At 66.0% G+C, this 25,674-nt stretch carries 20 protein-coding genes and 2 pseudogenes; 14 read left to right on the top strand and 8 right to left on the bottom strand.

Features of this window, described 5'->3' with window-relative positions:
- Positions 1-115 precede the first annotated feature (115 nt).
- The 11 genes and pseudogenes from ptsP (at position 116) to U5A82_RS16190 (ending at position 13,886) form a co-directional block, all read left to right on the top strand.
- Entirely contained in the window at positions 116-2,389 is a 2,274-nt protein-coding gene (gene ptsP / locus U5A82_RS16240) for a phosphoenolpyruvate--protein phosphotransferase (protein ID WP_326291870.1), read from the top strand.
- A 74-nt stretch (positions 2,390-2,463) separates the two neighbouring features.
- The gene (locus U5A82_RS16235; protein ID WP_326291869.1) at positions 2,464-3,408 is read left to right on the top strand and encodes a helix-turn-helix domain-containing protein; all 945 of its coding nucleotides are present in this window, start codon (positions 2,464-2,466) and stop codon (positions 3,406-3,408) included.
- A 90-nt stretch (positions 3,409-3,498) separates the two neighbouring features.
- Positions 3,499-4,473, top strand: coding sequence for a hypothetical protein (locus U5A82_RS16230; protein ID WP_326291868.1), 975 nt, complete (start codon positions 3,499-3,501; stop codon positions 4,471-4,473).
- A pseudogene (gene tilS / locus U5A82_RS16225) lies at positions 4,464-5,418 on the top strand (tRNA lysidine(34) synthetase TilS). The gene U5A82_RS16230 and the pseudogene tilS overlap by 10 nt, the downstream one beginning before the upstream one ends.
- A gap of 134 nt (positions 5,419-5,552) precedes the next feature.
- Entirely contained in the window at positions 5,553-5,744 is a 192-nt protein-coding gene (locus tag U5A82_RS16220) for a hypothetical protein (RefSeq protein ID WP_326291867.1), read from the top strand.
- A gap of 99 nt (positions 5,745-5,843) precedes the next feature.
- Entirely contained in the window at positions 5,844-7,793 is a 1,950-nt protein-coding gene (ftsH, locus tag U5A82_RS16215; RefSeq protein WP_326291866.1) for an ATP-dependent zinc metalloprotease FtsH, read from the top strand.
- A 286-nt stretch (positions 7,794-8,079) separates the two neighbouring features.
- On the top strand, positions 8,080-8,967 hold the full coding sequence (locus U5A82_RS16210; RefSeq protein ID WP_326291865.1) for an FkbM family methyltransferase: 888 nt from the start codon (positions 8,080-8,082) through the stop codon (positions 8,965-8,967).
- Positions 8,968-9,263: 296 nt separating this feature from the next.
- Positions 9,264-10,721, top strand: coding sequence for an IMP dehydrogenase (gene guaB, locus U5A82_RS16205; RefSeq protein ID WP_326291864.1), 1,458 nt, complete (start codon positions 9,264-9,266; stop codon positions 10,719-10,721).
- A 153-nt stretch (positions 10,722-10,874) separates the two neighbouring features.
- On the top strand, positions 10,875-12,050 hold the full coding sequence (locus U5A82_RS16200; RefSeq protein ID WP_326291863.1) for an RsmB/NOP family class I SAM-dependent RNA methyltransferase: 1,176 nt from the start codon (positions 10,875-10,877) through the stop codon (positions 12,048-12,050).
- Between the two features lie 77 nt (positions 12,051-12,127).
- On the top strand, positions 12,128-12,646 hold the full coding sequence (locus tag U5A82_RS16195) for a tetratricopeptide repeat protein (RefSeq protein ID WP_326291862.1): 519 nt from the start codon (positions 12,128-12,130) through the stop codon (positions 12,644-12,646).
- A gap of 88 nt (positions 12,647-12,734) precedes the next feature.
- The gene (locus tag U5A82_RS16190; RefSeq protein ID WP_326291861.1) at positions 12,735-13,886 is read left to right on the top strand and encodes a ribosomal protein uL16 3-hydroxylase; all 1,152 of its coding nucleotides are present in this window, start codon (positions 12,735-12,737) and stop codon (positions 13,884-13,886) included.
- Between the two features lie 213 nt (positions 13,887-14,099).
- On the opposite strand, the gene U5A82_RS16185 is transcribed toward U5A82_RS16190, so the two are convergent.
- The 5 genes from U5A82_RS16185 to U5A82_RS16165 form a co-directional block, all read right to left on the bottom strand.
- Positions 14,100-14,651, bottom strand: coding sequence for a pseudouridine synthase (locus tag U5A82_RS16185; RefSeq protein WP_326291860.1), 552 nt, complete (start codon positions 14,649-14,651; stop codon positions 14,100-14,102).
- A 47-nt stretch (positions 14,652-14,698) separates the two neighbouring features.
- Positions 14,699-15,535 carry a 16S rRNA (adenine(1518)-N(6)/adenine(1519)-N(6))-dimethyltransferase RsmA gene (rsmA, locus tag U5A82_RS16180; protein WP_326291859.1) on the bottom strand — a complete coding sequence of 279 codons (837 nt, stop codon included), beginning with the start codon at positions 15,533-15,535 and terminating at the stop codon, positions 14,699-14,701.
- Positions 15,528-16,550 carry a 4-hydroxythreonine-4-phosphate dehydrogenase PdxA gene (gene pdxA / locus U5A82_RS16175; RefSeq protein ID WP_326292966.1) on the bottom strand — a complete coding sequence of 341 codons (1,023 nt, stop codon included), beginning with the start codon at positions 16,548-16,550 and terminating at the stop codon, positions 15,528-15,530. The genes rsmA and pdxA overlap by 8 nt, the downstream gene beginning before the upstream one ends.
- Complete coding sequence (locus tag U5A82_RS16170) at positions 16,528-17,913, bottom strand: peptidylprolyl isomerase (protein ID WP_326291858.1); 1,386 nt, start codon at positions 17,911-17,913, stop codon at positions 16,528-16,530. The genes pdxA and U5A82_RS16170 overlap by 23 nt, the downstream gene beginning before the upstream one ends.
- An 86-nt stretch (positions 17,914-17,999) precedes the next feature.
- A complete protein-coding gene (locus U5A82_RS16165) occupies positions 18,000-20,285 on the bottom strand; it encodes an LPS-assembly protein LptD (RefSeq protein WP_442802181.1) in 2,286 nt (761 codons plus the stop codon).
- Positions 20,286-20,461: 176 nt separating this feature from the next.
- On the opposite strand from U5A82_RS16165, the gene U5A82_RS16160 reads away from it, so the two are divergent.
- The 3 genes from U5A82_RS16160 to ndk all read left to right on the top strand — a co-directional run bounded on the left by U5A82_RS16160 (position 20,462) and on the right by ndk (position 22,892).
- Positions 20,462-21,907: a leucyl aminopeptidase gene (locus tag U5A82_RS16160; RefSeq protein ID WP_326291856.1), complete on the top strand. Its 1,446-nt coding sequence runs from the start codon at positions 20,462-20,464 to the stop codon at positions 21,905-21,907.
- Positions 21,908-21,948: 41 nt separating this feature from the next.
- Entirely contained in the window at positions 21,949-22,386 is a 438-nt protein-coding gene (locus U5A82_RS16155; protein WP_326291855.1) for a DNA polymerase III subunit chi, read from the top strand.
- An 83-nt stretch (positions 22,387-22,469) separates the two neighbouring features.
- Positions 22,470-22,892, top strand: a complete 423-nt coding sequence (gene ndk / locus U5A82_RS16150) for a nucleoside-diphosphate kinase (RefSeq protein WP_326291854.1) — start codon at positions 22,470-22,472, stop codon at positions 22,890-22,892.
- A 155-nt stretch (positions 22,893-23,047) separates the two neighbouring features.
- On the opposite strand, the gene U5A82_RS16145 is transcribed toward ndk, so the two are convergent.
- From U5A82_RS16145 to U5A82_RS16135, 3 genes and pseudogenes are all read right to left on the bottom strand, one after another.
- On the bottom strand, positions 23,048-23,914 hold the full coding sequence (locus tag U5A82_RS16145) for a sulfite exporter TauE/SafE family protein (RefSeq protein WP_326291853.1): 867 nt from the start codon (positions 23,912-23,914) through the stop codon (positions 23,048-23,050).
- Positions 23,915-24,005: 91 nt separating this feature from the next.
- Positions 24,006-24,658, bottom strand: a pseudogene (locus U5A82_RS16140) (hypothetical protein).
- 4 nt (positions 24,659-24,662) lie between these two features.
- Positions 24,663-25,352 (bottom strand): glutathione S-transferase family protein, encoded by a 690-nt coding sequence (locus U5A82_RS16135; protein ID WP_326291852.1) that lies wholly within the window; start codon positions 25,350-25,352, stop codon positions 24,663-24,665.
- Positions 25,353-25,674 lie beyond the last annotated feature (322 nt).

Raw genomic sequence — 25,674 nt, 5'->3', positions numbered from 1 at the left:
TTGACGAATTTATAGAATGTTTCCCCCATGCAAATAAGCTCTGCTCGATAATAATGCTGGGCCGGTCATAGGAAACGCCTTGGAAAGCCGGGGCGCAATCTGATAGCCCGTTCCCATGCCCAGCACACCCGCCGCCGCCGCCCGCCAGATCCTGATCCGCCTGCAGGAGGTCATGGCCGCGCGCAACAGCGCACAGGCCAAGCTGAACAAGGTGGTGGAGATCATCGGCGAATCGCTGTCGAGCGAGGTCTGCTCCATCTATCTGGTGCGCGAGGGCGTGCTGGAATTGTTCGCGACGCGCGGGCTGAAGCAGGAGGCGGTGCATGTCACCCGCATGGCGAAGGGCGAGGGGCTGGTCGGCCTGATCGCCACCAATGTGGAGACGCTGAACCTGGACGAGGCGGCGTCGCATCCCGATTTTTCCTATCGGCCCGAAACCGGCGAGGAATTGTTCCACAGTTTCGCGGGCGTGCCGATCGTGCGGCGCGAGCGGGCGATCGGTGTCCTGTGCGTGCAGCATGCCGATCCGCGCAAATATGAAGAGGTGGAGATCGAGGCGCTCCAGACCGTCGCCATGGTGATGTCGGAGCTGATCGCGAACGCCGAACTGGCCGATGACGGGCCGACCGACATGCGCGTGACGGACACGGGCACCACCATGCTGACCGGGTTGCAGCTGGTCATGGGCATGGCGCGGGGCCATGTCGTGTTCCACCAGCCGCGCGTTCATGTCGAACATACGGTGGCGGAGGATACGGAAGCCGAACGGCAGCGCGTCATTTCCGCCTTCGCCAAGATGCGCGAGCAGATCGACCGGATGACCGGCGCGGCCGAGTTCGGCATGGAGGGCGAGCATCAGGAGGTGCTCGAAACCTACAAGATGTTCGCCTATGACGAGGGCTGGACGCGGCGCATCAACGAGGCGATCGACAGCGGCCTGACGGCGGAAGCGGCGATCGAGCGGGTGCAGCAGCGCACGCGGATGCGGATGCGGCAGATCGACGATCCGCTGCTGTCCGACCGGATGCACGACCTGGAGGATCTGGCGAACCGGCTGTTGCGCATCGTGTCGGGGCAGTTGGGCACCGCGGCGCAGATGGGGTTGCGGCAGGACGCGATACTGATCGCGCGCAACCTGGGCCCGGCGGAACTGCTGGAATATGACCGGCGCCGGTTGAAGGGCGTGATCCTGGAGGAAGGGTCGCTGACCGCCCATGTCACCATCGTCGCGCGCGCCATGGGCGTGCCGGTGCTGGGCCGGGTGCGCGATATCCGCCATCTGGTGAACGAAGGCGACCTGGTGCTGATGGATGTGGGCGCCAATTCTGTGCTGATTCGCCCGACCGCCGACATGGAAGAGGCGTTCGAGACGAAGCTGCACGTGACGCAGAAGCGCCGCGCGGAGTTCGTCGCGATGCGCGACCTGCCGTCGGTCACGGCGGACGGGCAGCGGGTGGAGCTGATGGTGAACGCCGGGCTGCGCGAGGATGCGCAGGCGCTGGACCTGGTCGGCGCGGACGGCATCGGGCTGTTCCGCACCGAATTCCAGTTCCTGGTGTCGGCGACGCTGCCGCAGCGCGAGAAGCAGCAGCGGCTTTACAAGGATGTGCTGGATGCGGCGGGGGACCGCCCCGTCATCTTCCGCACGGTCGACATCGGTGGGGACAAGGCGTTGCCCTATATGCAGCGCGACGATGACGAGCATGAGGATAATCCGGCGATGGGCTGGCGCGCGCTGCGGCTGGCGCTGGATCGCGACGCGCTGATGAAGGCGCAGGCGCGCGCGCTGCTGGAGGCGGCGGCGGGCAAGATGCTCTATGTGATGTTCCCGATGGTGTCGGAACCGTGGGAATATGAACAGGCGCGCGCGCTGGTCGAGCATCAGCGCGAATGGCTGGTGTCGCAGAAGAAGAAGCTGCCGATCGCGGTCAAATATGGCGCGATGCTGGAAGTGCCCGCGCTGGCCGAGGTGCTGGACCTGTTGCTGCCCAAGCTCGATTTCCTGTCGATCGGCACCAACGACCTGACCCAATTCCTGTTCGCCGCCGATCGCGCCCATCCCAAGTTGGCCGAGCGCTACGACTGGCTGAGCATCGCCATATTGCGCTTCCTGGATCGGGTGGTGCGGACCTGCCACGACTATCACGTGCCGGTCGGCGTGTGCGGCGAAATGGGTGGGCGCACGCTGGAGGCGATGGCGCTCATCGGCCTGGGCGTCCGGCGATTGTCGATCACACCGGCGTCGGTCGGCCCGGTCAAGGCGATGATCCGCGCGATCGATGCGGAGGAATTGCGGGCGGTGATGCGCGAGATGCTGGATGGCGGAATGATCGACATTCGCTCGCGCTTGACCGCATGGGCGGTGGAACGGAATATCGAACTGGGTTGAAACGGGCGGACGCGGCGTTGACAACGCACGTCCCGCAATGAGACAAGGCCGACCCATAAAGGTCGCGGAGCAGCATGGCAGACGAAGCAGAAACCCCAGCCGACGCCATCGAAGCGTCGGAAGCGCAGCCTTCAACCCCCGGTGCGAAGTTGCGCGCCGCGCGGGAGGCGCAGGGCCTTTCAATTCAGGATGTGGCGACGCGCACGCGCATCGCCGTGCGTCAGTTGGATGCGGTGGAGCGGGACGATTATGCCGCGCTGCCCGGCATTCCCTATGCGGTGGGCTTTGCGCGCGCCTATGCCCGCGCGGTCGACCTGGACGAGGTGGAGATCGCCGCGCAGGTCCGCCATGGCGTGCATAATAGCGACATGGGCGCGCGCTACGAAGCGTTCGAGCCGGTCGATCCGGCGCGTGTGCCTTCACGCGCGCTGGCCTGGACCGCCGCGCTGATCGTCGTGGTGCTGATCGCGGGCTTCACGATCTGGCGCACGCAGTTGCTGACGCCGCCGACGGCCGAGCAGATCGCGCAGGATCAGGCGCAGGGCAAGGCAGGCGGCGACGCCGCGCGCCCCGCCGGTACGCCCGCGCCCGTTGCGCCCGCCGCGCAGCCGGTGGTGTTCACCGCCGTCGACGATGTGTGGCTGCGCATCTATGACGAGGCGGGCGAGCGGTTGAAGGACGGCTTGATGAAGAAGGGCGAGAGCTTCACCCTGCCTACCACTGCCAAGGGACCGATGATCCTGACCGGTCGCCCCCAGGCGCTGAGCGTCACCGTGGGCGGCAAGGCGGTCGCGCCGCTGGGATCGCCCGACCGCACGATCGCCGACGTGCCGGTCAGCGCCGCCGCGCTGCTGGCGCGCGATGTCGCCGCGCCTGCGGCTGGCGCGCGCCCTGCCGCTGCGCCCGCGCGGCCCGATGCGGGCCAGGCCACAGCGATCGGTGGCGCCGCTGGTGGCATGGCGCCCCGCGCGGCGCCCGCGCCTGCGCCGGGCAGCGACGCCACCGGCACGCAGCCCTGAACGGGGGCGGCGGCCGGTCGCCAACGCCGCGCTTTACGGCGCGAAATAACGCCTTATGGTTAAGGCCAGAAATTCTAGTCGGGGATCATCATGCGTAACGCCCTCTTTGCGACATCGGCCGTCCTGATGGCGATCGCCGCGCCCGTCATGGCTGTCCCGGCGGCTGCGCAAAGCGCGCCGGTCGAGGTGCGGGTGGACCGGCTGGAAAAGGAAATGCGCGCGGTGCAGCGCAAGGTGTTTCCGGCAGGCACCCCGATCGAGGCGGAGATCAAGCGCCCCAACACGCCGACGGTCGCACCGGGATCGCCCGCATCCACCCCGATCGCCGACCTGACATCGCGCGTCGGCGCGCTGGAATCGCAGCTGGCGTCGATCACCGGCCAGGTCGAGGAAAACAATTACAAGCTGCGCCAGCTGGAAGAAGCGTTCAACAAATATAAGGCGGAGAATGACGCGCGGATGGCCGCGCCTGCGCCCGCCGCCGCGCCCACGCCGCGCCCGGCCGGGCCGGGGGTAGGGACGGGGTCGTTCGAGCCTGCGCCGGTCGGTGGTCAGGCCCAGCCGTCATCCCCGACCAAGCCTGCCGCGACCACCGGCGCCAAGCCCGCGCCCGCGCCGGTCGCCAGCGAGGCGCGCAAGACCGCCGTCGCGGCGATCGAGCGGCCCGATACCGGCGATGCGGCGGACGACGCCTATAGTTATGGCTTCCGGCTGTGGGACGCGAAATTCTATCCCGAAGCGCAGGGGCAGTTGAAGGCGACGGTCGACAAATATGGCACCAGCCCGATCGCCAGCAAGGCGCAGAATCTGCTGGGCCGGGCCTATCTGGACGATGGCAAGCCCGCGCTGGCCTCGGTCGCCTTCTATGAAAATTACCAGAAGCGCCCGCGCGGCGATCGGGCGGCGGATAGCCTGGCCTATCTGGGCGAGGCGTTGATTCAGCTCAAGAAGCCGGCCGACGCCTGCAAGGTCTATCAGGAACTGGAACAGGTCTATGGCGAGAGCCTGTCGAACAGTCTGCGCGGGCTGATGACGGCGGGCCGCGCGAAGGCGAAGTGCAGCTGACCAGCGACGGCGCGACGCTCGGCGCGCAGCTGATCGCGGCGACGCGGGCGCTGATCGGCGACGCGCCCGCCGCGCGTTTCGGCGTGGCGGTGTCGGGCGGGCCGGACAGCATGGCGCTGCTTTTTCTGGCGGCGCAGGCTTTTCCCGGGCGGGTGGCGGCGGTGACGGTGGATCACCAGTTGCGCGTTGCGTCGGCGGACGAGGCGGCGATGGTCGCGCGCTGGTGCGCTGCGCAGGATATTCCGCACGCAATCATGACGCCCGATGCACCGGTCGCGGGCAATGTGCAGGCCTGGGCGCGGGCGATGCGCTACCGCGTGATCGAGGCGTGGCGCGCGAGTCAAAGTCAGGGCGGGGGCATCGACTGGATCATGACGGCTCATCATGCCGACGACCAGCTGGAAACGCTATTGATGCGGCTCAATCGCGGGTCGGGCGTCGCTGGGCTGGCGGGGGTGCGGGTGCGGTCCGGCCGGGTCATCCGGCCGCTATTGGGCGTGCGCAAGGCGGCGTTGCAGGCGCTGGTCGATGCGGAAGCGCTGCCGCATGTCCATGATCCGTCCAATGCCGATCCGCGGTTCGACCGGGCGGCGTTGCGGGTCGCCTTGGCGGACGCATCGTGGCTGGACCCGGAGGCGGCGGCGCGCAGCGCGGCAGCATTGGCGGAGGCCGAGGCGGCGATCGGCTGGAGCGTGGATGCGCTGGCGGCGGCGCATGTGCGGGCGGACGATGCGGGATGGCGGCTGGAGCGGACCGACCTGCCGAGGGAATATCTGCGGCGGCTGGTGCTGCATATGCTGACCCAGGCGGGGGGTGCGCCGCCGCGCGGCGATGGGCTGGACCGGGCGATCGCGGCGGCGATGGCGGGGGAAGGCGAGTTTGGGGGACTGGCTGCTGCAGGGCGGCGCGCATTGGACGCTTCGACGCGCACCGCCGCGCCGGTAGAAAAGGTCGTTACGGAAAGGTTCCACGGGTTGCCGCGCGTGATGAACGGCTCGCCGATTTGTTGCATTGCAATGGGCGGCTTTTAAAGATCGTCCGGGCTATCCTGTGGACTTTCTAGCGGGGAATCCAAGACGATGGTGGAGTTTGCGGCACTAACCTATGGTCTGTTGGCCAGCGTGATCCTTTCGGCGGCGCAGCGTAACCGGAAGCTGGCCCGGCCGCATCCACCTGTCCTCCTCTATATCGGCTATCTGTTGTGCGGTCTGTCGGGCGGTTTGGCGCTGGCATTGGCCTATGTCGCGATGACGTTGCTCACCGGCCGCTGATCGTCGGGAAGAGGGCGCGAAATTGCGGGCGGCGCATATGCGCGGTCCGCTTGCGCTTTTGCGGGCGCGCCCTATCTTGTCCGGTGAAAGTGAGTGATGATGAACGACGAAAAAGACCCGCAGGGCAACCCCTGGATCAAGAGCGCGATGATTTGGGCGGGCGTGATCGTCGCCCTGCTGCTGTTCGTGTCGATGTTCGACAGCCGGTCCGCGTCCAGCGCCGGGTCGGGCATCGCCTATTCGGAATTCCGGTCCAAGGTGCAGGAAGGCCAGGTCAAGGACGTCGCGATCGCGCCGGACAAGATCAGCGGCACCTTGTCGAGCGGGCAGAAGTTCACCACCATTCCGGTCAGCGATCCGGGCCTTACCGGCTTGCTGGACGACTATAATGTCAAATATTCGGGTCAGGCGCAGGACCAGCCGAGCTTCTGGCAGATATTGATCTACCAGTCGCTGCCGTTCCTGCTGATCCTGGGCATCGCCTTCTTCGTGCTGCGCCAGATGCAAAAGGGCGGCGGCGCGGGCGGCGCGATGGGTTTCGGCAAGTCCAAGGCCAAGCTGCTCACCGAAAAACATGGCAAGGTGACGTTTGATGACGTTGCGGGCATCGATGAAGCGCGCGAGGAATTGCAGGAAATCGTCGAGTTCCTGAAAGACCCGACCAAGTTCGCGCGTCTGGGCGGCAAGATCCCCAAGGGTGCGCTGCTGGTCGGCAGCCCCGGCACCGGCAAGACGCTGCTGGCCCGCGCGATCGCGGGGGAGGCGGGTGTGCCGTTCTTCACCATTTCGGGTTCGGACTTCGTCGAAATGTTCGTGGGCGTGGGCGCGAGCCGCGTGCGCGACATGTTTGAGCAGGCGAAGAAGAATGCGCCGTGCATCGTGTTCATCGACGAAATCGACGCGGTCGGTCGCCATCGTGGTGCGGGCCTGGGCAATGGCAATGACGAGCGCGAGCAGACGCTGAACCAGCTGTTGGTCGAGATGGACGGCTTCGAGGCGAATGAGGGCATCATCATCGTCGCGGCGACCAACCGTCCCGACGTGCTGGACCCCGCGCTGCTGCGTCCGGGCCGTTTCGACCGTCAGGTTGTGGTGCCCCGTCCCGATATCGAGGGGCGCGAGAAAATCCTGGCCGTGCATATGAAGAAGGTGCCGCTGGCGCCCGACGTCAATCCGCGTACCATCGCGCGCGGCACGCCCGGCTTTTCCGGCGCGGACCTTGCTAACCTCGTCAACGAAGCTGCTTTGACGGCGGCGCGGCGCGGCAAGCGGCTGGTGGCGATGGACGAGTTCGAATTGGCCAAGGACAAGGTGATGATGGGCGCGGAACGCCGCTCCATGGTCATGACCGACGATGAGAAGAAGATGACCGCCTATCATGAGGCGGGCCATGCGATCGTGTCGGTCCACGAACCCGCGTCCGACCCGATCCACAAGGCGACGATCATCCCGCGCGGTCGCGCGCTGGGCATGGTGATGCGCCTGCCGGAACGCGACAGCTACAGCTATCATCGCGACAAGATGCACGCGAACATGGCGGTCGCCATGGGCGGGCGCGTGGCCGAGGAGATCATCTTCGGCTACGATAAGGTGTCGAGCGGCGCGTCGGGCGACATTCAATACGCCACCAAGCTGGCGCGCGACATGGTCACCCAATGGGGCATGTCGGACAAGCTGGGGCCGCTGCAATATGAAGAGCAGCAGGGCGAGACGTTCCTGGGCTATTCGCAGAGCCAGCGCGTCCATATGTCCGACGAGACGGCCAAGCTGATCGACGCGGAAATCCGCGGGCTGGTGGAGCAGGGCTATGCCCGCGCGCAGGAACTTCTCAAGGGTCACGAGGACCAACTCCATCTGCTCGCCAACGCGATGCTGGAATATGAGACGCTGAGTGGCGACGAGATCAAGGCGCTGCTGGAAAAGGGCGAGATCACCCGCGACGACGGGACGACGATCAAGCCATCGGTGATCCCGGCGGCAGGCTCCTCCATCCCGCGCACCCGCAAGCGCAAGGGACCGTTCGGCGAGGCATCGCCTGCCGGGGCTTGAAGGTTGCGACAAGGCTAGAGAGAAGGGGCGTGGCCGATGGCTGCGCCCCTTTTCATATGCTGTTCTGGAGCAATAGGCTGGCTGTTCACATCGGCTTTGTGTCGCTGTGCTCGTAATGACGCGGCATATCAGCATAAAGTCTTCGGCTTCCCACGATGTTGCTATGGCGCCGGGCCGGTCGGGTTAGCATTATTTTCATCTGGCCGGGCTAAAGCCACGGCAAGCGCCACCTCTTTTTTGCGGCATGACCGCGCAGAGAAACCGCCATGGCCTTCGGAGTTCCTGCATGTCCTTGTCCTACCGCCTGAAGTCCCTGCGCGAAATGACGGGGCACCCGCTTAATCAGGGGAAGCCATGGCAGACGGTGGCGCGCTACCTGAAATGGAATATCGGGCGGCGGCTGATCGACGTCGACTATGTGATGCCCATGGCCGAGGGGACGGAGATCATCCTGTCCAACGCCGAAAATTATGCGACCCTCTCCTACACCGGGCAGATGTGGGATTTTCCCGAAATGATGTTCCTGGTCCATTTCCTGCGGGCCGACGACCTTTTCGTCGACATCGGCGCGAATGTGGGCGCCTATTCGGTGCTGGCGGGTGCCGTAGGGGGTGCACGGGTGATCGCGGTCGAACCGGTGCCCCAGACCTATGCCAAGCTGCAACGGAACCTGCGGCTGAACGGGATCGGCGCACAAGCGGAACTGCTCAATATCGGCTTGGCGGACAAGGCGGGCACGCTGCATTTCACCGCCGATCGCGGCGGCCTGAACCATGTGGTCGACAGCGGTGGCATCGCGGTTCCGGTGCGGACGCTGGACGACATATTGGCGGGCCGGAGCGCGAGCATGATAAAGCTGGATGTCGAGGGTTTCGAAGTCGAGGTGCTGCGGGGCGGAAGCACATGCCTGGCGACGCCGGACCTGCGGGCGATCGTAGTGGAACTGAACGGATCGGGCGAACGCTATGGCCATCCGGATGCCGAGGTGGACGCGATATTGGTCGAGGCTGGTTTCGCCCCGCACCATTATGATGCGGTGACGCGTCGACTGACGCGCGCCAAGGGTTTCAATACCGAGGGACTGAACACCCTCTATTGCCGACCGGACGACCAAGTCGTCGCCAGGCGGGTGGCCGAAGCCGCCAAGGTGCGCGTACGCGATCGGGCGTTCTGATTGGTGGGGGGGCTGCGTCTGACCGCAAGGACGCTGGTTTGAAGCGCAGACGTAGACAGCGGGTTTTGGATAGCTTCCAGGTGGATGCGCGTCACTCCGATGGCTACCGGCCCGGCATGTGTTGCCGTGCCATCGTCGGCTTTGGTCATCGGGGCGACCCGGTCCGCGCCTCTTCCACCGCGCCGCAATAAAATCCCCCAAGGGGTCTGGTCGTCCGCGACCGAAGTGGTTACATGGGCCGCCACAAATCCCCCGGAGCCGGACCACGGTTCCGCAGCAGAAAGTGGCATTTTTCCATGGATATCCGCCTCGGTCTCACCTTTGACGACGTGCTGTTGCAGCCCGGCGAATCCGATGTGCTGCCCAGCCAGGCGGACACGTCGACCCATGTCACGCGCGAGATCAAGCTGAACATCCCGATCCTGTCCTCGGCGATGGACACGGTGACGGAGGCCGACATGGCGATCGTCATGGCGCAGCTGGGCGGCATCGGTGTGCTGCACCGGAACATGACCGTCGAGGAACAGGTCGATGCGGTGCGCGCGGTCAAGCGGTTCGAGAGCGGCATGGTGGTCAACCCGATCACCATCCTGCCCACCGCGACGCTGGCCGACGCGCAGATGCTGATGCAGCGGCACAGGATCAGCGGCATTCCGGTCGTGGAATCGAGCGGCAAGCTGGTCGGCATATTGACGCATCGCGACACGCGCTTTGCGGAAAATCCCAAGCAGCCGGTCAGCGAGTTGATGACCAAGGATAACCTGGCGACCGTCAAGGTTGGCGTCGGTCAGGAAGAGGCGCAGCGCCTGCTGCACCAGCGCCGGATCGAAAAGCTGCTGGTGGTGGACGAGGGCTATCATTGCGTGGGCCTGATCACCGTCAAGGATATCGAGAAGGCGGTCACCTATCCGCAGGCGACCAAGGACGGCACCGGCCGCCTGCGCGTCGCGGCGGCCACCACGGTGGGCGAAACGGGGCTGGAGCGTAGCCGCGCGCTGATCGACGCGGAATGCGACCTGATCGTCATCGACACGGCGCATGGGCATAGCAGGCAGGTGTCGGCGGCCGTCGAGGCTGTGAAGAAGCTGTCCAACCATGTGCAGGTCGTCGCGGGCAATGTCGCGACCGCCGAAGCCACCAAGGCGCTTATCGGCGCAGGCGCGGATTGCGTGAAGGTGGGGATCGGGCCGGGATCGATCTGCACCACGCGCGTCGTCGCGGGTGTGGGCGTGCCGCAGCTGACCGCGGTCATGGATTCGGCCGAGGAAGCCGCCAAGCAGGGCGTACCGGTCATCGCCGATGGCGGGTTGCGGACATCGGGCGACCTGGCCAAGGCGCTGGCGGCGGGCGCGGGGTGCGTCATGGTGGGATCGCTGCTGGCGGGCACGGCCGAAGCGCCGGGCGAGACGTTCCTCTATCAGGGCCGCGCCTATAAGAGCTATCGCGGTATGGGCAGCGTCGGCGCGATGGCGCGCGGGTCCGCCGATCGCTATTTCCAGGCGGACATCAAAGACCAGATGAAGCTGGTGCCCGAAGGGATCGAGGGCCAGGTGCCCTTCAAGGGCCCGGCCAAGGATGTGATCCACCAGCTGGTCGGCGGCGTGAAGGCGGCGATGGGCTATACCGGCAGCCGCACGATCACGGATTTGCAGGAACGCGCGCGCTTCGTGCAGATCACCAATGCGGGCCTGTCCGAAAGCCATGTCCATGACGTGACGATCACGCGGGAAGCGCCCAATTATCCGACGCGGTAAATCCTCCCCGGTACGGGGAGGGGGACCGCTGGCGAAGCCAGTGGTGGAGGGGGTTCGCCACGGGACGCTGCCTCTTGCAGGCTTGTGCTCGCTGCCCGCCCCCTCCACCATGCCGCTTCGCGTCATGGTCCCCCTCCCCCTGCGGGGGAGGATATGACCCCATCCGCCAGAATCCAGGCTGCGATCGATCTGCTGGACGCCATCATCGCGTCGGCGCGCGATGGCGGGCCGGCGGCCGATACGCTGATCGCGCGCTATTTCAAGGAGCGGCGCTATGCCGGGTCGCGGGACAGGCGGGCGGTGCGCGACCATGTCTATGACGCGATCCGCCGGGCGGGCGAGCGGCCGGAGACGGGACGTGCGGCGATGATCGGCGTGGCGCTGGAGCGGCCCCAGGTTGCCGCGCTGTTCGACGGATCGACCCATGCGCCGCTGCCGATCGAACCGGGCGAGACGGGCACGGCGGCTGGCGCTGTGCCCGGCTGGCTGCAACCGTTGCTGGCTGCGCCGGTGGAGCAGGACGTGCTGCTGGGCCGCGCGCCAGTGGATGTGCGCGTCAACCGATTGAAGGCGACGATGGCCGATGTCGCGCCTTCGCTGCCCGATGCCGTGCCGATCGCGGGCCTGCCCGACGGCCTGCGCCTGCCCGAAGGTTTCCCGGTCGAGCAGCAGGCGGCGTGGAAGGACGGGCTGATCGAGGTGCAGGACGCGGGCAGCCAGTGGATTGCGGCGGCCTGCGGCGCAGCAACGGGCATGACGGTGGTCGACCTGTGCGCAGGCGCGGGGGGCAAGACCCTGGCGCTGGCGGCGGCGATGGGTGGGCAGGGCACGCTGGTTGCGGCCGACACGATCCGGTCGCGGCTGGCGCGGCTGGAACCGCGCGCGGCGCGGGCGGGCGCGACCTTCATCGAGACGCTGTTGCTGGACCAGAGCCATGAGGCGCGCGGGCTGGAGAGCCTGACGGGAAAAGTGGACGTCGTGCTGGTCGATGCGCCCTGTTCGGGGACGGGTACATGGCGGCGCAATCCGGAGGCGCGCTGGCGGCTGACGCAGGCGCGGCTCGACCGGCTGGTCGCGGAGCAGGCGCGCATATTGGATTTCGCCGCGCCGCTGCTGGCGCCGGGCGGGGCGCTGGTCTATGCTACTTGCGCGCTGACCGAACGGGAAGGGCGGGGGCAGGTGGAGGCGTTTTTGGCGCGGCATGGCGGTTGGAATGTGGAGCCGATCGACCTGTCTGTGGGCCGCGCGCATGGGCCGGGCCTGTTGCTGACGCCGGGTCATGATGGCAGCGACGGTTTCTTCTTTGCGCGGCTGCGCCGGGGGACGTGAAACAGACCATGGACAAGCGCTGGGAAAATCGCGACACTTGTTCGGAATCAGCGCCTGAAACATGGCTGGAGATAGTTATGCGTTTTACCCCCGCCTCGATCGCGCTTGCGCTTGTCCTGACCACCGTGTCGAGCATGGGACTGAGCCAGAAGCCAGATAGCCAGATCAACCCGCAGTCGATGGAATGGCAGAAGGCGGGTGAAGCGGCGCGCAAGGCCGGGAACCTGAGCGGCGCGAACGATGCGTTGGAAAGCGCGCTGGCTATCGATCCGCGCAACCGCGCGGCATTCATCGAACTGGCCGAAGTCGCGCGGGCGCAGGGCCTGCAGGGCAAGGCGATCCGCCTGTATAAGGAAGCGCTGCTGCTGGACCCGACCGATGTCGTCGCCTTGGCGGGACAGGGCGAGGCGATGGTCGAAAAGGGCGCGGTGGCGCGCGCGAAAGAGGTGCTGGCGCAGGCGCAGGCGCTCTGCAAGGGCGATTGCGCCCCGGTGGGCAAGCTGTCCGCCGCTATCCAGAAAGGGCCGCCTGCGGTTGCCATGACGGACAAGGCCGCCGTGCCCGCGCCCAAGGAAGGCAAGACGCAGACGCCCTGATGGGCGCGCATCCTTTGACTTCACGGGCAGCGCGCGGCAAGGCCGGTCGGGCGGGCGCATGAGGCGCGCCCGCTAATATGGGCATCGCATGCATTTCACCCATTTCGACATCGACCTGTTCCTGCGCGACTATTGGCAGAAGAAGCCGCTGCTGATCCGCAATCCGTGGAGCGCGTGGATCAATCCGGTCGAGCCGGACGAACTGGCGGGTCTGGCCTGCGAGGAGGGCGTCGAATTGCGACTGATCCGGCGCCCCGATATGAGCTGGACGGTGGAGCATGGTCCGCTGCCAGAAGAACGTTTCAGCCGGATGGACGGCAATCCCTGGACCCTGTTGGTGCAGGCGGTGGACACCCATGTGCCCGATGTCGCAGCGCTGATCGCGCCGTTTCGCTTCATTCCCAATTGGCGGATCGACGATGTGATGGTCAGCTACGCCACCGATGGCGGCGGCGTTGGGGCGCATTACGACCAATATGACGTGTTCCTGATCCAGGGGCTGGGCCGTCGCCGCTGGCAGGTGGGCGGGCGGTGCGACGCGGATACGCCCCTGTTGCTGCACGATGACCTGCGCCTGCTGGCGGCGTTTGTGCCGGAGGAAGAATGGGTGCTGGAGCCGGGCGACATACTCTATGTGCCGCCGGGATTTGCGCATGATGGCATGGCGCTGGGCGACGATTGCATGACCTATTCGGTCGGCTTTCGCGCGCCGTCGCGCAGCGAACTGGTCGAGCAATTTTGCGCGCATGTCGTTGCAGGCATGGAGGATGACGACCGCTATGCCGATCCCGATCTGACCACGCAGGATAATCCCGGTGAAATCGGCGCGGCGGCCTTGGCGCGATTGCAGGCGATGGTGGCGCAGGCGCTGGACGACCGGGCGGCCTTCGCGCACTGGTTCGGCGAACATAGCAGCGAGCGCAAATATCCCGAGCTGGATTTCCGCCCGGACGAGCCAATCGTCGCCGACCATGTACGGGAATTGGTGGAAGAGGGTGTCGCGCTGTGCCGCAACCCGGCGAGCCGCTTCGCCTTCGTGCGGCAGGGGGAGGGCGCGCTCACGCTGTTCGTGGATGGGCAGGCGCATGCGTGCGATGGGGACGTCGCGGCGCTCGCTGAGCAGATATGCGCGGTGGACGAGATACTGGTCGATCCTGCGCTGACCGCGTCGGACGCGGCGATGGCGCTGGTCGTGATGCTCTATAATGAGGGCAGCGTCAGTTTCCTACCGGAGGATTGAGCGATCCGCACGCGGCTCAGCATATGCGCGCGGAAGACGCGGTTCGGGTCGTTGGATGCTGCGCTGGTGGTCGCGTTGCGCGCCGACGTGCCGCTGCGCCCCTATCGTTGTGATCGGTGTCGGCAGTTTCACCTGACCAGCCGGACCAAGGGGAAGCGGGTGCCAAGAAGGGAAGCCCTTCGACAAGCTCAGGGCGAACGGAAATGAATATTCCTAGCCGACCTCGACCTCGCGCCACTGGCCCGGTTGCAGGCCTTCGAGGGTCCAGTCGCCGATTCGCCAGCGGACCAGCCGCAATGTGGGGTGGCCGACGGCGGCGGTCATGCGGCGGACCTGGCGGTTGCGGCCTTCGCGGATGGTCAGGCTGATCCAGCTGTCGGGGATGGACTTGCGGACGCGGATCGGGGGATTGCGCGGCCACAGGTCGGGGTCTTCGATCCGTTCGACGTCGGCGGGGCGGGTGAGGCCATCTTTCAGGTCCACGCCCCGGCGGAGCGTCGCCAGCGCTTCGTCGGTGACGTCGCCTTCCACCTGCGCCAGATAGGTTTTGGCGGTCTTATATTTGGGATCGGCGATGCGCGACTGGAGCCGTCCGTCGTCGGTCAGCAGCAGCAGCCCTTCGCTATCGCGATCGAGCCGCCCGGCGGGATAGACGCCGGGCACCGCGATACAGTCCGACAAGGTCGCGCGCGCGGTGTCGGTGCCGCGATCGGTGAATTGCGACAGCATGTCATAGGGTTTGTTGAACAGGATCAGGCGGGACATGGGGTTTCCAGACGGATAGGTTTAGACAACGCGGCCCGGAGCGGTCTTTAACGGCTCAATATCCGGGCGACGTCGACAAATTCCTCCACGCTGACGGTTTCGGCGCGGCGTTGCGGGTCGATGCCGAGGCTTTCCAGCGCTTCCAGCGCGCCGGGCAGCCCCTTGAGGCTCTGGCGCAGCATCTTGCGGCGCTGGCCGAAGGCGGCGGCGGTGAGGCGTTCGAGATATTTGAGCTGCACGCCATCGGGCGCGGGCTTGGGTGTGATGTGGACGACGGCCGACATCACCTTGGGCGGCGGGGTGAAGGCGCTGCGGTGGACCTTCATCGCGATCTTCGCATCGCTGCGCCATTGGGACAGGATGGCGAGGCGGCCATAATGATCCGACCCGACCTTGGCCACGATACGTTCGGCGACTTCCATCTGGAACATCAGTGTCAGGCTGGACCACCAGGGGAGCGGCTCCCAGGATGCCGACAGCCAGCCGACGAGCAGGGGCGTGCCGACATTATAGGGGAGGTTGGCGATGATATGCGTGGCGTCGCCCGATTCCACGCGGGCGTCGACCGCCATCGCGTCGCCGGAAATGACGCGGAGCTGGCCGGGGAAGGCTTCCTCCAGTTCGGCCAGCGCGGGCAGGCAGCGGCGGTCGCGTTCGACCGCGACCAGCTTCGCCCCAGCGCGCAGGATTGCGCGCGTGAGGCCGCCGGGACCGGGGCCGACCTCGAACGCGGGGGCGTCGGCGAGCGGGCCGGGAATGGCGGCGATCCGGTCGAGCAACTGCTCGTCGAGCAGGAAATTCTGGCCCAGCGCCTTGCTCGCAGCCAGGCCGTGGCGCGCGATCACGTCCCTGAGCGGCGGCAATGACGGACGCATGTCAGCCATGGGCGAGGCGGGCGCGGGCGGCTTCGGCCGCCATTTTGAGCGCGGCCATCATCGCGCCGGGATTGGCGCTGTCGGTGCCCGCGATGCCGAAGGCGGTGCCATGATCGGGCGAGGTGCGCACGATCGGCAGGCCGAGCGTGATGTTGACGCCTTCGTCGAAGGACAGCGTCTTGATCGGGATCAGCGCCTGGTCGTGATACATGCACAGCGCGACGTCATAGGTTTCGCGCGCGCGGGTGTGGAACATGCCGTCGGCGGCGAGCGGGCCGACGATGTCCAGCCCCTCCGCCCGCAATGCCTCTATCGCCGGGCGGATGACGTCGATCTCTTCGCGGCCCAGCGCGCCATTTTCGCCGGCATGGGGGTTGAGGCCCGCCACCGCGATGCGCGGGCGAGCGATGCCGAAATTGCGTTGCAGCCCCTTGGCCGTGGTCAGGGCGCGGGCGCGGATCAGGTCGATCGTCAACGCCGACGGCACGTCCGCCAGCGGGATGTGTATGGTGATCGGCACGACCTTGAGCGATGGCCCGGCGAGCATCATGACGGCGTTGTGCGGCGATACGCCGCAGCGTTCCGCGACGAACTCGGTCTGGCCGGGATGGGTGAAGCCAACGCCGTAGAGCTGTTCCTTGCCCACCGGCGCGGTCACGATGCCTGCCGCCGATCCTTGGCGTGCCAGGCCGACCGAGACTTCGAGCGCCTGGAAGGCGGTGCGTGCGCCATCGATGCTGGGGCTGCCGGGCACGATCTCCCCCGCCTGCGCGACCTGGAGACAAGGGAGCGCCTTGCCAAAGGCGGCCGCAGCTTCCTCCGGCGCGCCGATCATGGCGATCGGCCCCAGCCACACCGCGCGCAGCGACGCGGCGTCGCCGACCGCGAAGAAGGGCGGCAGGCCGCGCGCTTCGCGCATCACCCAGCTTTTCGCGACGATCTCCGGCCCGATCCCGGCGGGATCGCCGAGTGACACCGCGAAGGGCGCAAGAGGCGCGGCGTCAGTTATATTCGATGACCGCATCACGACGAAGATCGCGCAGATAGATGCGCGCGCGCTTGTTGACCCGTTCCTCTTCCAGCTGCGCCATGATCTGTTCGGCATTGGGCGCGTTCGCCGAGGCCGGATCGTCACGACCGCAGACCACCAGGACGCGGACGCCATCGTTGATCGAGCCGAAGGGTGGCGTGGCTTCGCCGACCTGGAGGTTCATCAGAATCTCCTGCAACTGCGGCGGCAGGTCGCGCACCTTGACATTGTCGTTGTCGACCACGTCCGCGCCGATCTTGCTGCCGACCTCATTGGCCTGGCCGCAGCCCTTGATCTCCTTGATCGCGGCGGCGAAGCTGGCGGCCTTGGCGCTGGCCTGTTCCTTCGTCGTGCCCTTGGGGAACAGGACGGACAGCTGTTTCAGGCTGAGCAGCGAATTGCGCGGATCGGCGGTCAGCACCTTGCGCTTGTCCATGACGTAGACGAGCGACAGGCCGCCTGCGACGTCGATCGGGCCGGCGATCTGGCCTACCTGCATTTCGGTCGCGGCCTGGGCCAGTTCGGGCGGCAGCTGCGCCGGGCGCACCCAGCCCAGGTCGCCGCCGACTGCGGCGGTGGACGCTTCGGAAAACTGCCGGGCATAGGCCTGGAAGCTGCCGCCCTGCTGGATCTGCTGGATGATGTTGCGGGCGTTGGCGACAATCTGGTCGTGATTTTCCGGGGTCGCCGACAGATAGATTTCGCCGATCCGATATTCTTCGCTGCCCTTGGCCGCGTTCAGGCGATCGACCACCGATTTCACTTCGTCTTCGGATACGTTGACGAAAGGCTGGATGTTGCGGCGTTGCAGGCGGCTCCAGGCCAGTTCGCCCTCGATCTGGCGCTTGATGCTGGCGGCCGAGCTGCCCTTTTCGCGCAGATAGGCGTCGAACTGGGCGGGCGACTGGCGGAAATTGGCGGCGACGCGCTCATAGCTTTGCTGGATTTCGGCCGGATCGACCTTGATGTCGTTGGCGGCGGCTTCCTGAATCTGGAGCGTTTCGTCGATCAGGTTGCGCAATACCTGCACGCGCAACCGTTCCTTTTCCGCTTCCTCCACCTTGCCGCCATTGGCGGTGATGATGAGGGCCAGGCGCTGGTCGATGTCGGTGCCGGTGATGATCCGGTTGTTGACGATCGCCGTCGCCTTGCGGACATTGGGGTCGCTCTTGCCGAAGACGGTGACGTCCTTGGGCAGGTTCAACTGCTGGCTGGATACACCGGCGTCATCGTCGACCGTCTGGGCGACGACCGGCTGAACAGCCGCGCCGATCAGCACGGATGAGAGAAGCAGGGTGCGAAGGCCCGAGCGGACGCCATGGAACAGGCTGTTGGGCGAGGAAACGACAGGCAGCATCGTCGGCAATAATCTCCAATACGGACCCACGCGATATGCACTGGTCCGCCTTAACCGGTCCTGACGGGGATGCGGGAGCCTGTTCCTTATATGCCAATATTGCGGAAAGCTAGCCGAAGCTGGAAGCCATTGCCCTTTCGCGCGTCGCCATTGGTCTGATAGGTGCGCACCCAGGTGACGCCGAGCGTCAGGCAATCATCGTCATAAGCGAAGCCCAGACGGTGGCGGACAGGCTCGAACCCGTCGGCGTCGCTGCCCGGATCTTCCTTCGCGTCGGTCAGATCGATGACGGTCGATCCGAACACGGACCAGAAACGTGCGAACTGGGCGCGGGCGCCCAGGCGGATTTCTTCCCGGTCCTGCAAATCCTCCAGCCCCGAACTGGCGTTGCGGTTGAGCCGCAAATAGCCCGCCATGACATAGGTTTTCTTGCTGCCGATGGTCGCGTCCATCTCGTTCCGGCGGACGGACAGATTATCCTTGTCCAGCCGGAAGCGGTGAGTGAGCGCCACGAAACCCTTGTAGCGGACCGTCGTGCGCCCGACGACGTCGGACGTCCGGTCGGACAGGCCGGTGCCATCGGGCAGGATGCTTTCGCGGCTGTCCAGGCGATAGCTCTGGCCCACGATGCTCTGGAGCGAGAAGTCGGGCAGATCCAGGCCATATTCGATGCCATAGGTGATGCGCGAGCTGTCCTCGAACCGGTCATAGCCCGCAAAGCGGTTGAGCGCGAAGAGGTTGCTGTCTTCGAGATCGACGGCGCGGGCGTCTTCATTGGGCAGCGACAGGTTGGCGATCTTGGGCGACGCGACGATCTGCACGCGGGGCGCGATGCGCTGGACCCCGCCAAAGGCTTCGCCCACGAACGGCCAGCGCATGTCGATGGCGGCGGCGGCGATGCCGCGCGTCTTCCAGCCCGGATCGCCCGCATAGCTGACCACGGAGGTCAGGCCGTTGTCGCTGCTATGGTAGACGTCGCCGCGCAGATAGCCGGTGAAGGTCACTTCCTGGCCAAGGCCGGTCAGCTTGCGCAGATTCCATTCGGCCCCGGCAAAGGCGCGCTGGGTGTCCTGTCCATGGGTGCGCGTGATGGCGAGCGTATTGGCCTGCAACTGGAGCACGCCACCCAGCAGCGGGTCTTTCAGCCGCAACCGATAATCGAGGACGGGCAGCGCGATCGGGGTCTGCCCCTGCGAATCGCCCTGGCGCAGGGTCTGGACCGCCCAGCCGCGAATCGAGAAATAGCTGTTCTCCCCGATCCGCTGCGCGCCGAGCGTGGAGCGCAGCCGATCTTCGCGGCTGATGTCGTAGCGGCGCAGGAAGGTGCGGTCGGTGGTGGCCCGGATCGACCCGTCCAGGCTCCACTCGGGCGACAGCTGCATCTTGCCGCTGGCGTCGATATAGCCGCGAATATCCTTTTCGGCGTCGGGTATGGCCGCATCGCTGCCGATGCCGACACGACGGCCATAGGTGGCGAAGCCGGTGATCTGATAGGCGCCCCGGTCGTACAGATGGCGGTAATTGGCCTCCAGCATCGGCAGGACGCCGGTGTAGATGTGCGGCGTGATCGTGACGTCGCGATTGGGCGCAAGCTTGAAATAATAGGGCAGCGCCGCTTCGAACCCGTTGTTGCGGTCGTAGCGCAGGTTGGGCACCAGCAGGCCGCTGCTGCCGCCGTCGCCCACCGGATGGGACAGGCCGGGCAGGGGAATGAGCGGCAGGCCGAACAGTTCGATATTGGCGTTGGTGTAGGTGACGCGCTGGCGGGTCGGATCGTAGATCACCTTGACCGCATTGATCCGCCACGTCGGTTCCTTGGGGCAGCCATCGCTGTCTTCCACCGAACAGCCGGTATAGGTGGCGCGGTTGAGCGTGTAGATGCCATTGACCCGCGTGCCCTTTACCGAGGCGAGGCGGCCGCCCGACTGGAGCACCAGCAGGATATTGTCGACCGCCCCGTCCTTCAACGTGTCGGTGACGTCGAACCGGTCGCCATAGGCGATGTTGCCATCGGGATCGACGATGGAGACATTGCCCTGCGCCTCCACCTTCCCGCTGTTGCGGTCCCACACGACCTTGTCGGCGCGCAGCCGGTTGCCGTCACGCAACAGCTGGACATTGCCGTTGGCGGTGACGGTTTCGCTGTTGCTGTCATATTCCAGCGCGTCGGCGGCGAACCCGATCTGGTCGTCATTGGCGGGTGTCGGGGTGTCGGGCGCGCTGATAGGCGTGGCCGGTTCGTTGAGCTGCTGCGCCAGCGCGGCAGGCGACAGCGTCAGCCCGCATAGCAGGCCGGGCAGTGTTGCCCCGGCCAGCAATGCGGTACGAAGGGAAAAGGGGAACAGGGCAGTGTGCAAGCGATGGTGCCTCATCAACGGGCGCGTCTTGCCGTCCCGCCTATCGCACTGATTGCCCCTCCGCAATCGCCCGTCGCGCATCTTTGACCGGAAATCGGTCGAACGGCTTTGCCAGACGGGAAAAGCCGCACTATCTGGCACACAAGAGCGCGGCAGGCCCGCCCGTCGAGACAAGAGGATCAAGCACCCCCATGGATATCCAGTTCAGCCCGACCCGCCCCGATGCCGACACGCTGGTCCTTGTCGTGCCCAAGGGCGCGATCGACACGCTTCCCCTGTCGTCCGGCGCGACCTTGGTGGCGGGCGCGGCGGCTTCGCGCTTTACCGGGGAAACGGGCGCGGCTTTCGAAAGCTTCGTGGACGAAGGCGGCAAGACGTTGCGCGTGCTGCTGCTGGGCGTGGGCGCGGGGGTGGAACTGGATTATGAAAAGGCAGGGGCTGCGCTGACCGCCAAGCTCAGCACCAGCGGCGCGAGCCATGCGGCGGTCGAGTTCGTCGGCGATGTCAGCGGCGAGCAGGCAGCGCAGTTCGCCTTCGGCGTGCATCTGCGCGGCTGGCGGATCGACACCTATCGCACGCGCCAGTCCGAAAAGGCGAAGCCCACGCTCAAGACCGTCACGCTGGTCGCGACCGGTGCGGAGGCGGCGTGGGCGCGGCAGGCCGCCGTTGCGGAAGGCGTCGCCTTCACCCGCGAACTGGTGTCGGAACCGGCGAACATCCTCTATCCCGAAAGCTTCGTGGAGCGCTGCCAGCATCTTAGCGACCTCGGCATCAAGATCACCGTGCTTGACAAGGCGGCGATGGAAGCGCTGGGCATGGGATCGCTGCTGGGCGTGGCGCAGGGTTCGGTGCGCGAAGCGCGGCTGCTGGCGATGGAGTGGGACGGCACGGGAGGCACTGCTGAAAAGCCGGTCGTGTTCGTGGGCAAGGGCGTGACGTTCGACACCGGCGGCATCTCCATCAAGCCGGCCGCCGGCATGGAGGACATGAAGTGGGACATGGGCGGCGCGGGCGCGGTCGCGGGCGCGATGAAGGCGCTGGCCGGACGCAAGGCGAAGGCGCATGTCGTCGGCATCTGCGGCCTGGTCGAGAATATGCCCGACGGCAATGCGCAGCGCCCCGGCGACATCGTGACGTCCATGTCGGGTCAGACGATCGAGGTGCTGAACACCGACGCGGAAGGGCGGCTGGTGCTGTGCGACGCGCTGACCTGGGCGCAGCGCACCTACAAGCCCGAAGTGGTTATCGACTTGGCCACCCTGACCGGCGCGATCATCGTGTCGCTGGGCGATCAATATGCAGGTATCTTCGCCAATGACGATGGTCTGGCCGACGATCTGATCGCGGCGGGCAAGGCGAGCGGCGATCCGCTGTGGCGCTTCCCGCTGTCCACCGCCTACGACAAGCTGATCGACAGCCCGATCGCGGACATGAAGAATATCGGCGGGCGCTTTGCCGGGTCGATCACCGCCGCGCAGTTCATCAAGCGCTTCGTCGAGGATGGCGTGAAGTGGGCGCATCTCGACATTGCGGGGATGGTCTGGGCGGACAAGCCCGGCGGCACATGGGACAAGGGCGCGACCGGTTATGGCGTGCGCCTGATCGACCGGCTGGTCGCGGACAAGTTCGAGCAGTAACATCGCGTTTCCGTTCGCCCGAACGGGTGTGAAAGAGGATCATGCAGGTCGATTTCTACCAGCTCAGCCGCGATCCCGTGGACCAGGTGCTGCCCGCGATCGCGGCCCGCATATTGGGGATGGGCGCGCGGCTGCTGGTGGTCGCGACGGAGCCTGACCGGCTGGAGCGGATTTCGGCAGGCCTGTGGGCCGGACCGCCCGAAAGCTTCCTGGCGCATGGGCGGGCGGGCGAAGGGGGAGAGGCGGTGCAGCCGATCCTGCTGAGCGACACGTGCGAGGCCGTGAACGGCGCGCGCCACATCGCGCTGGCGGACGGCGTCTGGCGCGACGCGGCGCTGGAATTCGAGCGGGTTTTCCACTTTTTCGACGATGACACGATCGAGGCGGCGCGGGGGAGTTGGCGGACATTGGCCAAGCAGGACGGCATAGCGGCCCGTTACTTCCGGCAGGACGGGCGCAAATGGGTGCAGATGGCCTAAGTCCTTAAGCCCCTTGCGGCCTGGCGCGGCCGCGTCTAAAGGCCGCGCAACTTTATTCCCAACAATCTGGAGTACCGAGGGCCATGGCCGTCACGCGCACCTTTTCGATCATCAAGCCCGACGCGACCCGTCGCAACCTGACCGGTGCGGTCGCCAAGATGCTGGAGGAAGCAGGGCTGCGCATCGTCGCGTCCAAGCGCATCCGCATGAGCCGCGAGCAGGCCGAAGGCTTTTATGGCGTCCACAAGGATCGTCCCTTCTTCGCCGACCTCGTCGCCTTCATGATTTCCGGCCCGGTCGTCGTCCAGGTCCTGGAAGGCGAAAACGCCGTGCAGCGTAACCGCGACATCATGGGCGCCACCAACCCCGCCAATGCCGACGCCGGCACGATCCGCAAGGAACTGGCCGAATCGATCGAAGCCAATTCGGTCCATGGTTCGGACAGCGAGGAAAATGCCGCGATCGAGATCGCCTATTTCTTCAAGCCGGAAGAAATCGTCGGCTAAAGCCTGCGATCCGATCCGATAGAAATGGCCCGGCGCTCCGATGGAGTGGCCGGGCTTTTTCTTTGGTCCGGCCTTCTGGTCCGGCTGGGGTCTTTGGAGGTCTGGCGCGTCATTGCCTGAGATCCCAGCCTTCGCCGGGATGACGGGGTTGGGCTTTAGTGCGGCTGGACCAGAGCGGGGGCTGCGACATGCGTCGGCTCGGGCGCGCGTGCCTTGACGAACAGCTGCCAGGCGGACAGCGCCAGCACGGCGGCGAGAAGCGGTTGCAAGATCCTGTCGGGGGCATGGGACGAAAGGTAGCTGCCCAGGACCACGCCTGGGATGGAGCCGATGAGGAGATTGGTGAGCAGCACGCCGTTGACGTCGCCCATCAGCCAATGGCCCGTCCCCGCGATCAGCGCCAGCGGTACCGCATGGGCGATGTCGGACCCGACGATGCGCGCCATTTGCAGCCGGGGGTAGAGGATCAACAACACGGTGACGCCGATCGCGCCCGCGCCCACCGATGACAGCGACACCGCGCCACCGATCAGCGCGCCGAGAATTGTCGTGGCAGCAAAGGTGATGCCGGCGGGGCGCTGTGTGGTGAGGTCGCCGCGGTGGCGGAACAGCCATTTGCGGCAAAGGATCGCGACCGATGTGAGCGCCAGCAGAGCGGCCAGCGCCGTCAGGATGATCTTTTCGCTCGATTGGCCGACGCTGCCGACCTGACGCAGAAGGATGAGGGTGAGGATGGCGGCAGGCACGCTGCCCAGCGCCATGCGGCGCACGATCGGCCATTCGATCGTCTCGCGCTTGCCATGGACCGCGGACCCGGCGATCTTGGTAATCGCGGCGAACAGCAGATCGGTGCCCACCGCCGTCTTGGCGCTAACGCCGAAGAAGAGCACCAGCAGCGGCGTCATCAACGATCCGCCGCCCACGCCGGTCAGCCCGACGAGGACGCCGACCAGCAGCCCGGCCGTCGCATGGAAAAGGTCGATCGATCCCGTCACGGCTGTTCTGTTCCCCCGGGCGGCCATTGCGCGCTTGCTCTTCCAGACGGTTGCGACCGACAAGACAAGGTGCTTTGCGCTTTCAGGCGACGAAGATGGGCTTGGGGCAGACGTGCGGCTATTTCTGGCTCAGTCGCGCCCAGCGGGCGTCGATGCCGGCCTGCGCGCCATCGGCCTTGAGCGTTGCGACCCGCGAGAGGCCCCGCAGCGCCACGCTATGCCCCGCGATCCAGCCGCCTTTGACGCCATAGCCGATGTCGTAGAGCGCGACATTTTCATGCGCATCGCCACCGACGACGAAGCGGGTGGTGATGGCGACCGGCAAGCGCTCGTCGCCGACGCTGTCATCAGGCAGTTTCGCCTTGGCGCGCGCCTTTTTGAGCGCGCTTTCGAACCAGTCCGCCTCGATCCGGGGATCGCCCGTCGTCTCCACCGGCGCGATGCCGAGCGCGCGGGGAAGAGGATGGTCTGGCTCTGCACGACTTGGTCCGGATCGGTGGGCTTCAAGGCGATCCGGTCGTCCTTCACGCTATCCGCGTTCAGCACCAATATCGCAGCGCGGCTGGACGCCTTGCGGCTTTGCGCCGCCTTGTCGGCGCGTTCGTCCTGCTTGTCCGCCCAGTTGAGATAGAGGGTGAGGGCGGAAATGCCGACCGCCAGCACCGCGAGCATTTCCCCCAGCGTGATCCAGCGGCGACGGATCGCCGCGGCTTCGGCGGCGCGCGCTTCCTTGGGCGTTTCGGCTTGCGGCGTTTCGGGCGTATCGCTCATGGCGTTACGCCGTCTGCGGAGGGATTTCGAACCGGTCGATGACCCAGTCCTCTGCCTGCGCGCCGCCGATCCATTCCTGCATCCAGGGATGGGCGATGATCGCGCGCATATAGGCTTCGGCGAAACGGGCGACCGGCAGCTGGTAGGTGATGAGGCGGGTGACGACGGGCGCGAACATCACGTCTGCGGCGCCGAAGGTCCCGAACAGGAAATCGCCATCGCCACCGTGGCGGGCGCGGGCCTGCGCCCAAAGCTGCATGATGCGCGCGATATCCTGTGCCACCGCGTCGGACGGCGGCACGGCGGGATAGATTTGCCGGATGTTCATGCTGTGCTCGCGGCGGAGCGCAGCGAAGCTGCTGTGCATTTCGGCGGCCATGGACCGGGCCATCGCGCGCGCGGCGGGATCGGTCGGCCAGAACAGGTCGTCCCCAACTCCTTCCGCGCGGCTTTTCTCGTTGAGATATTCGACGATGGCGAGGCTGTCCCACACGACGACATCGTCGCCGTCCCACAGGATCGGCACCTTGCCGGACGACGGCGCGAACTCGTCGCCCTCGCGCCGCTTCTCCCACGCTTCGTCATAGAGGGGCACGACCACTTCCTCGAACGGAAGGGTGGACAATTTGCACGCCAGCCACCCGCGCAGCGACCAGCTCGAATAGGCTTTGTTGCCAATGAACAGCTTCATCATGCCGTTCTCTTAGACGGGCGACATGCGGCAAGTCGAGAAGGAAGGTTTATCAGCCGGAATATATGGCCGAGCCGGAATCCAACTCACAATAGTTCTGTTTTGGTTTTCAGATATGTAATGGAAATGAGATGAGCGATAAGGCTTCCAGAAAGGCGCCGGTTCGTTCTTGCTGAAATCAGGAATCTCGCTGCTTTCTCAATTGCCTATATCACAAGGGCAGGCGCGAGGGAACGGACCATGAATGGAGCTGGGTAGGCGGATAGCCTCCGTTCGCGGTGCGTCGCTTCCGGTAGCAGTCGACCAGTTCATGCCATTCCGTCCC

It is taken from the genome of Sphingobium sp. CR2-8 (genome assembly GCF_035818615.1).
GTDB lineage: Bacteria > Pseudomonadota > Alphaproteobacteria > Sphingomonadales > Sphingomonadaceae > Sphingobium.
The sequence above is the reverse complement of the archived record's forward strand: the minus strand, read 5'-3'. Positions and strand labels throughout refer to the sequence as shown.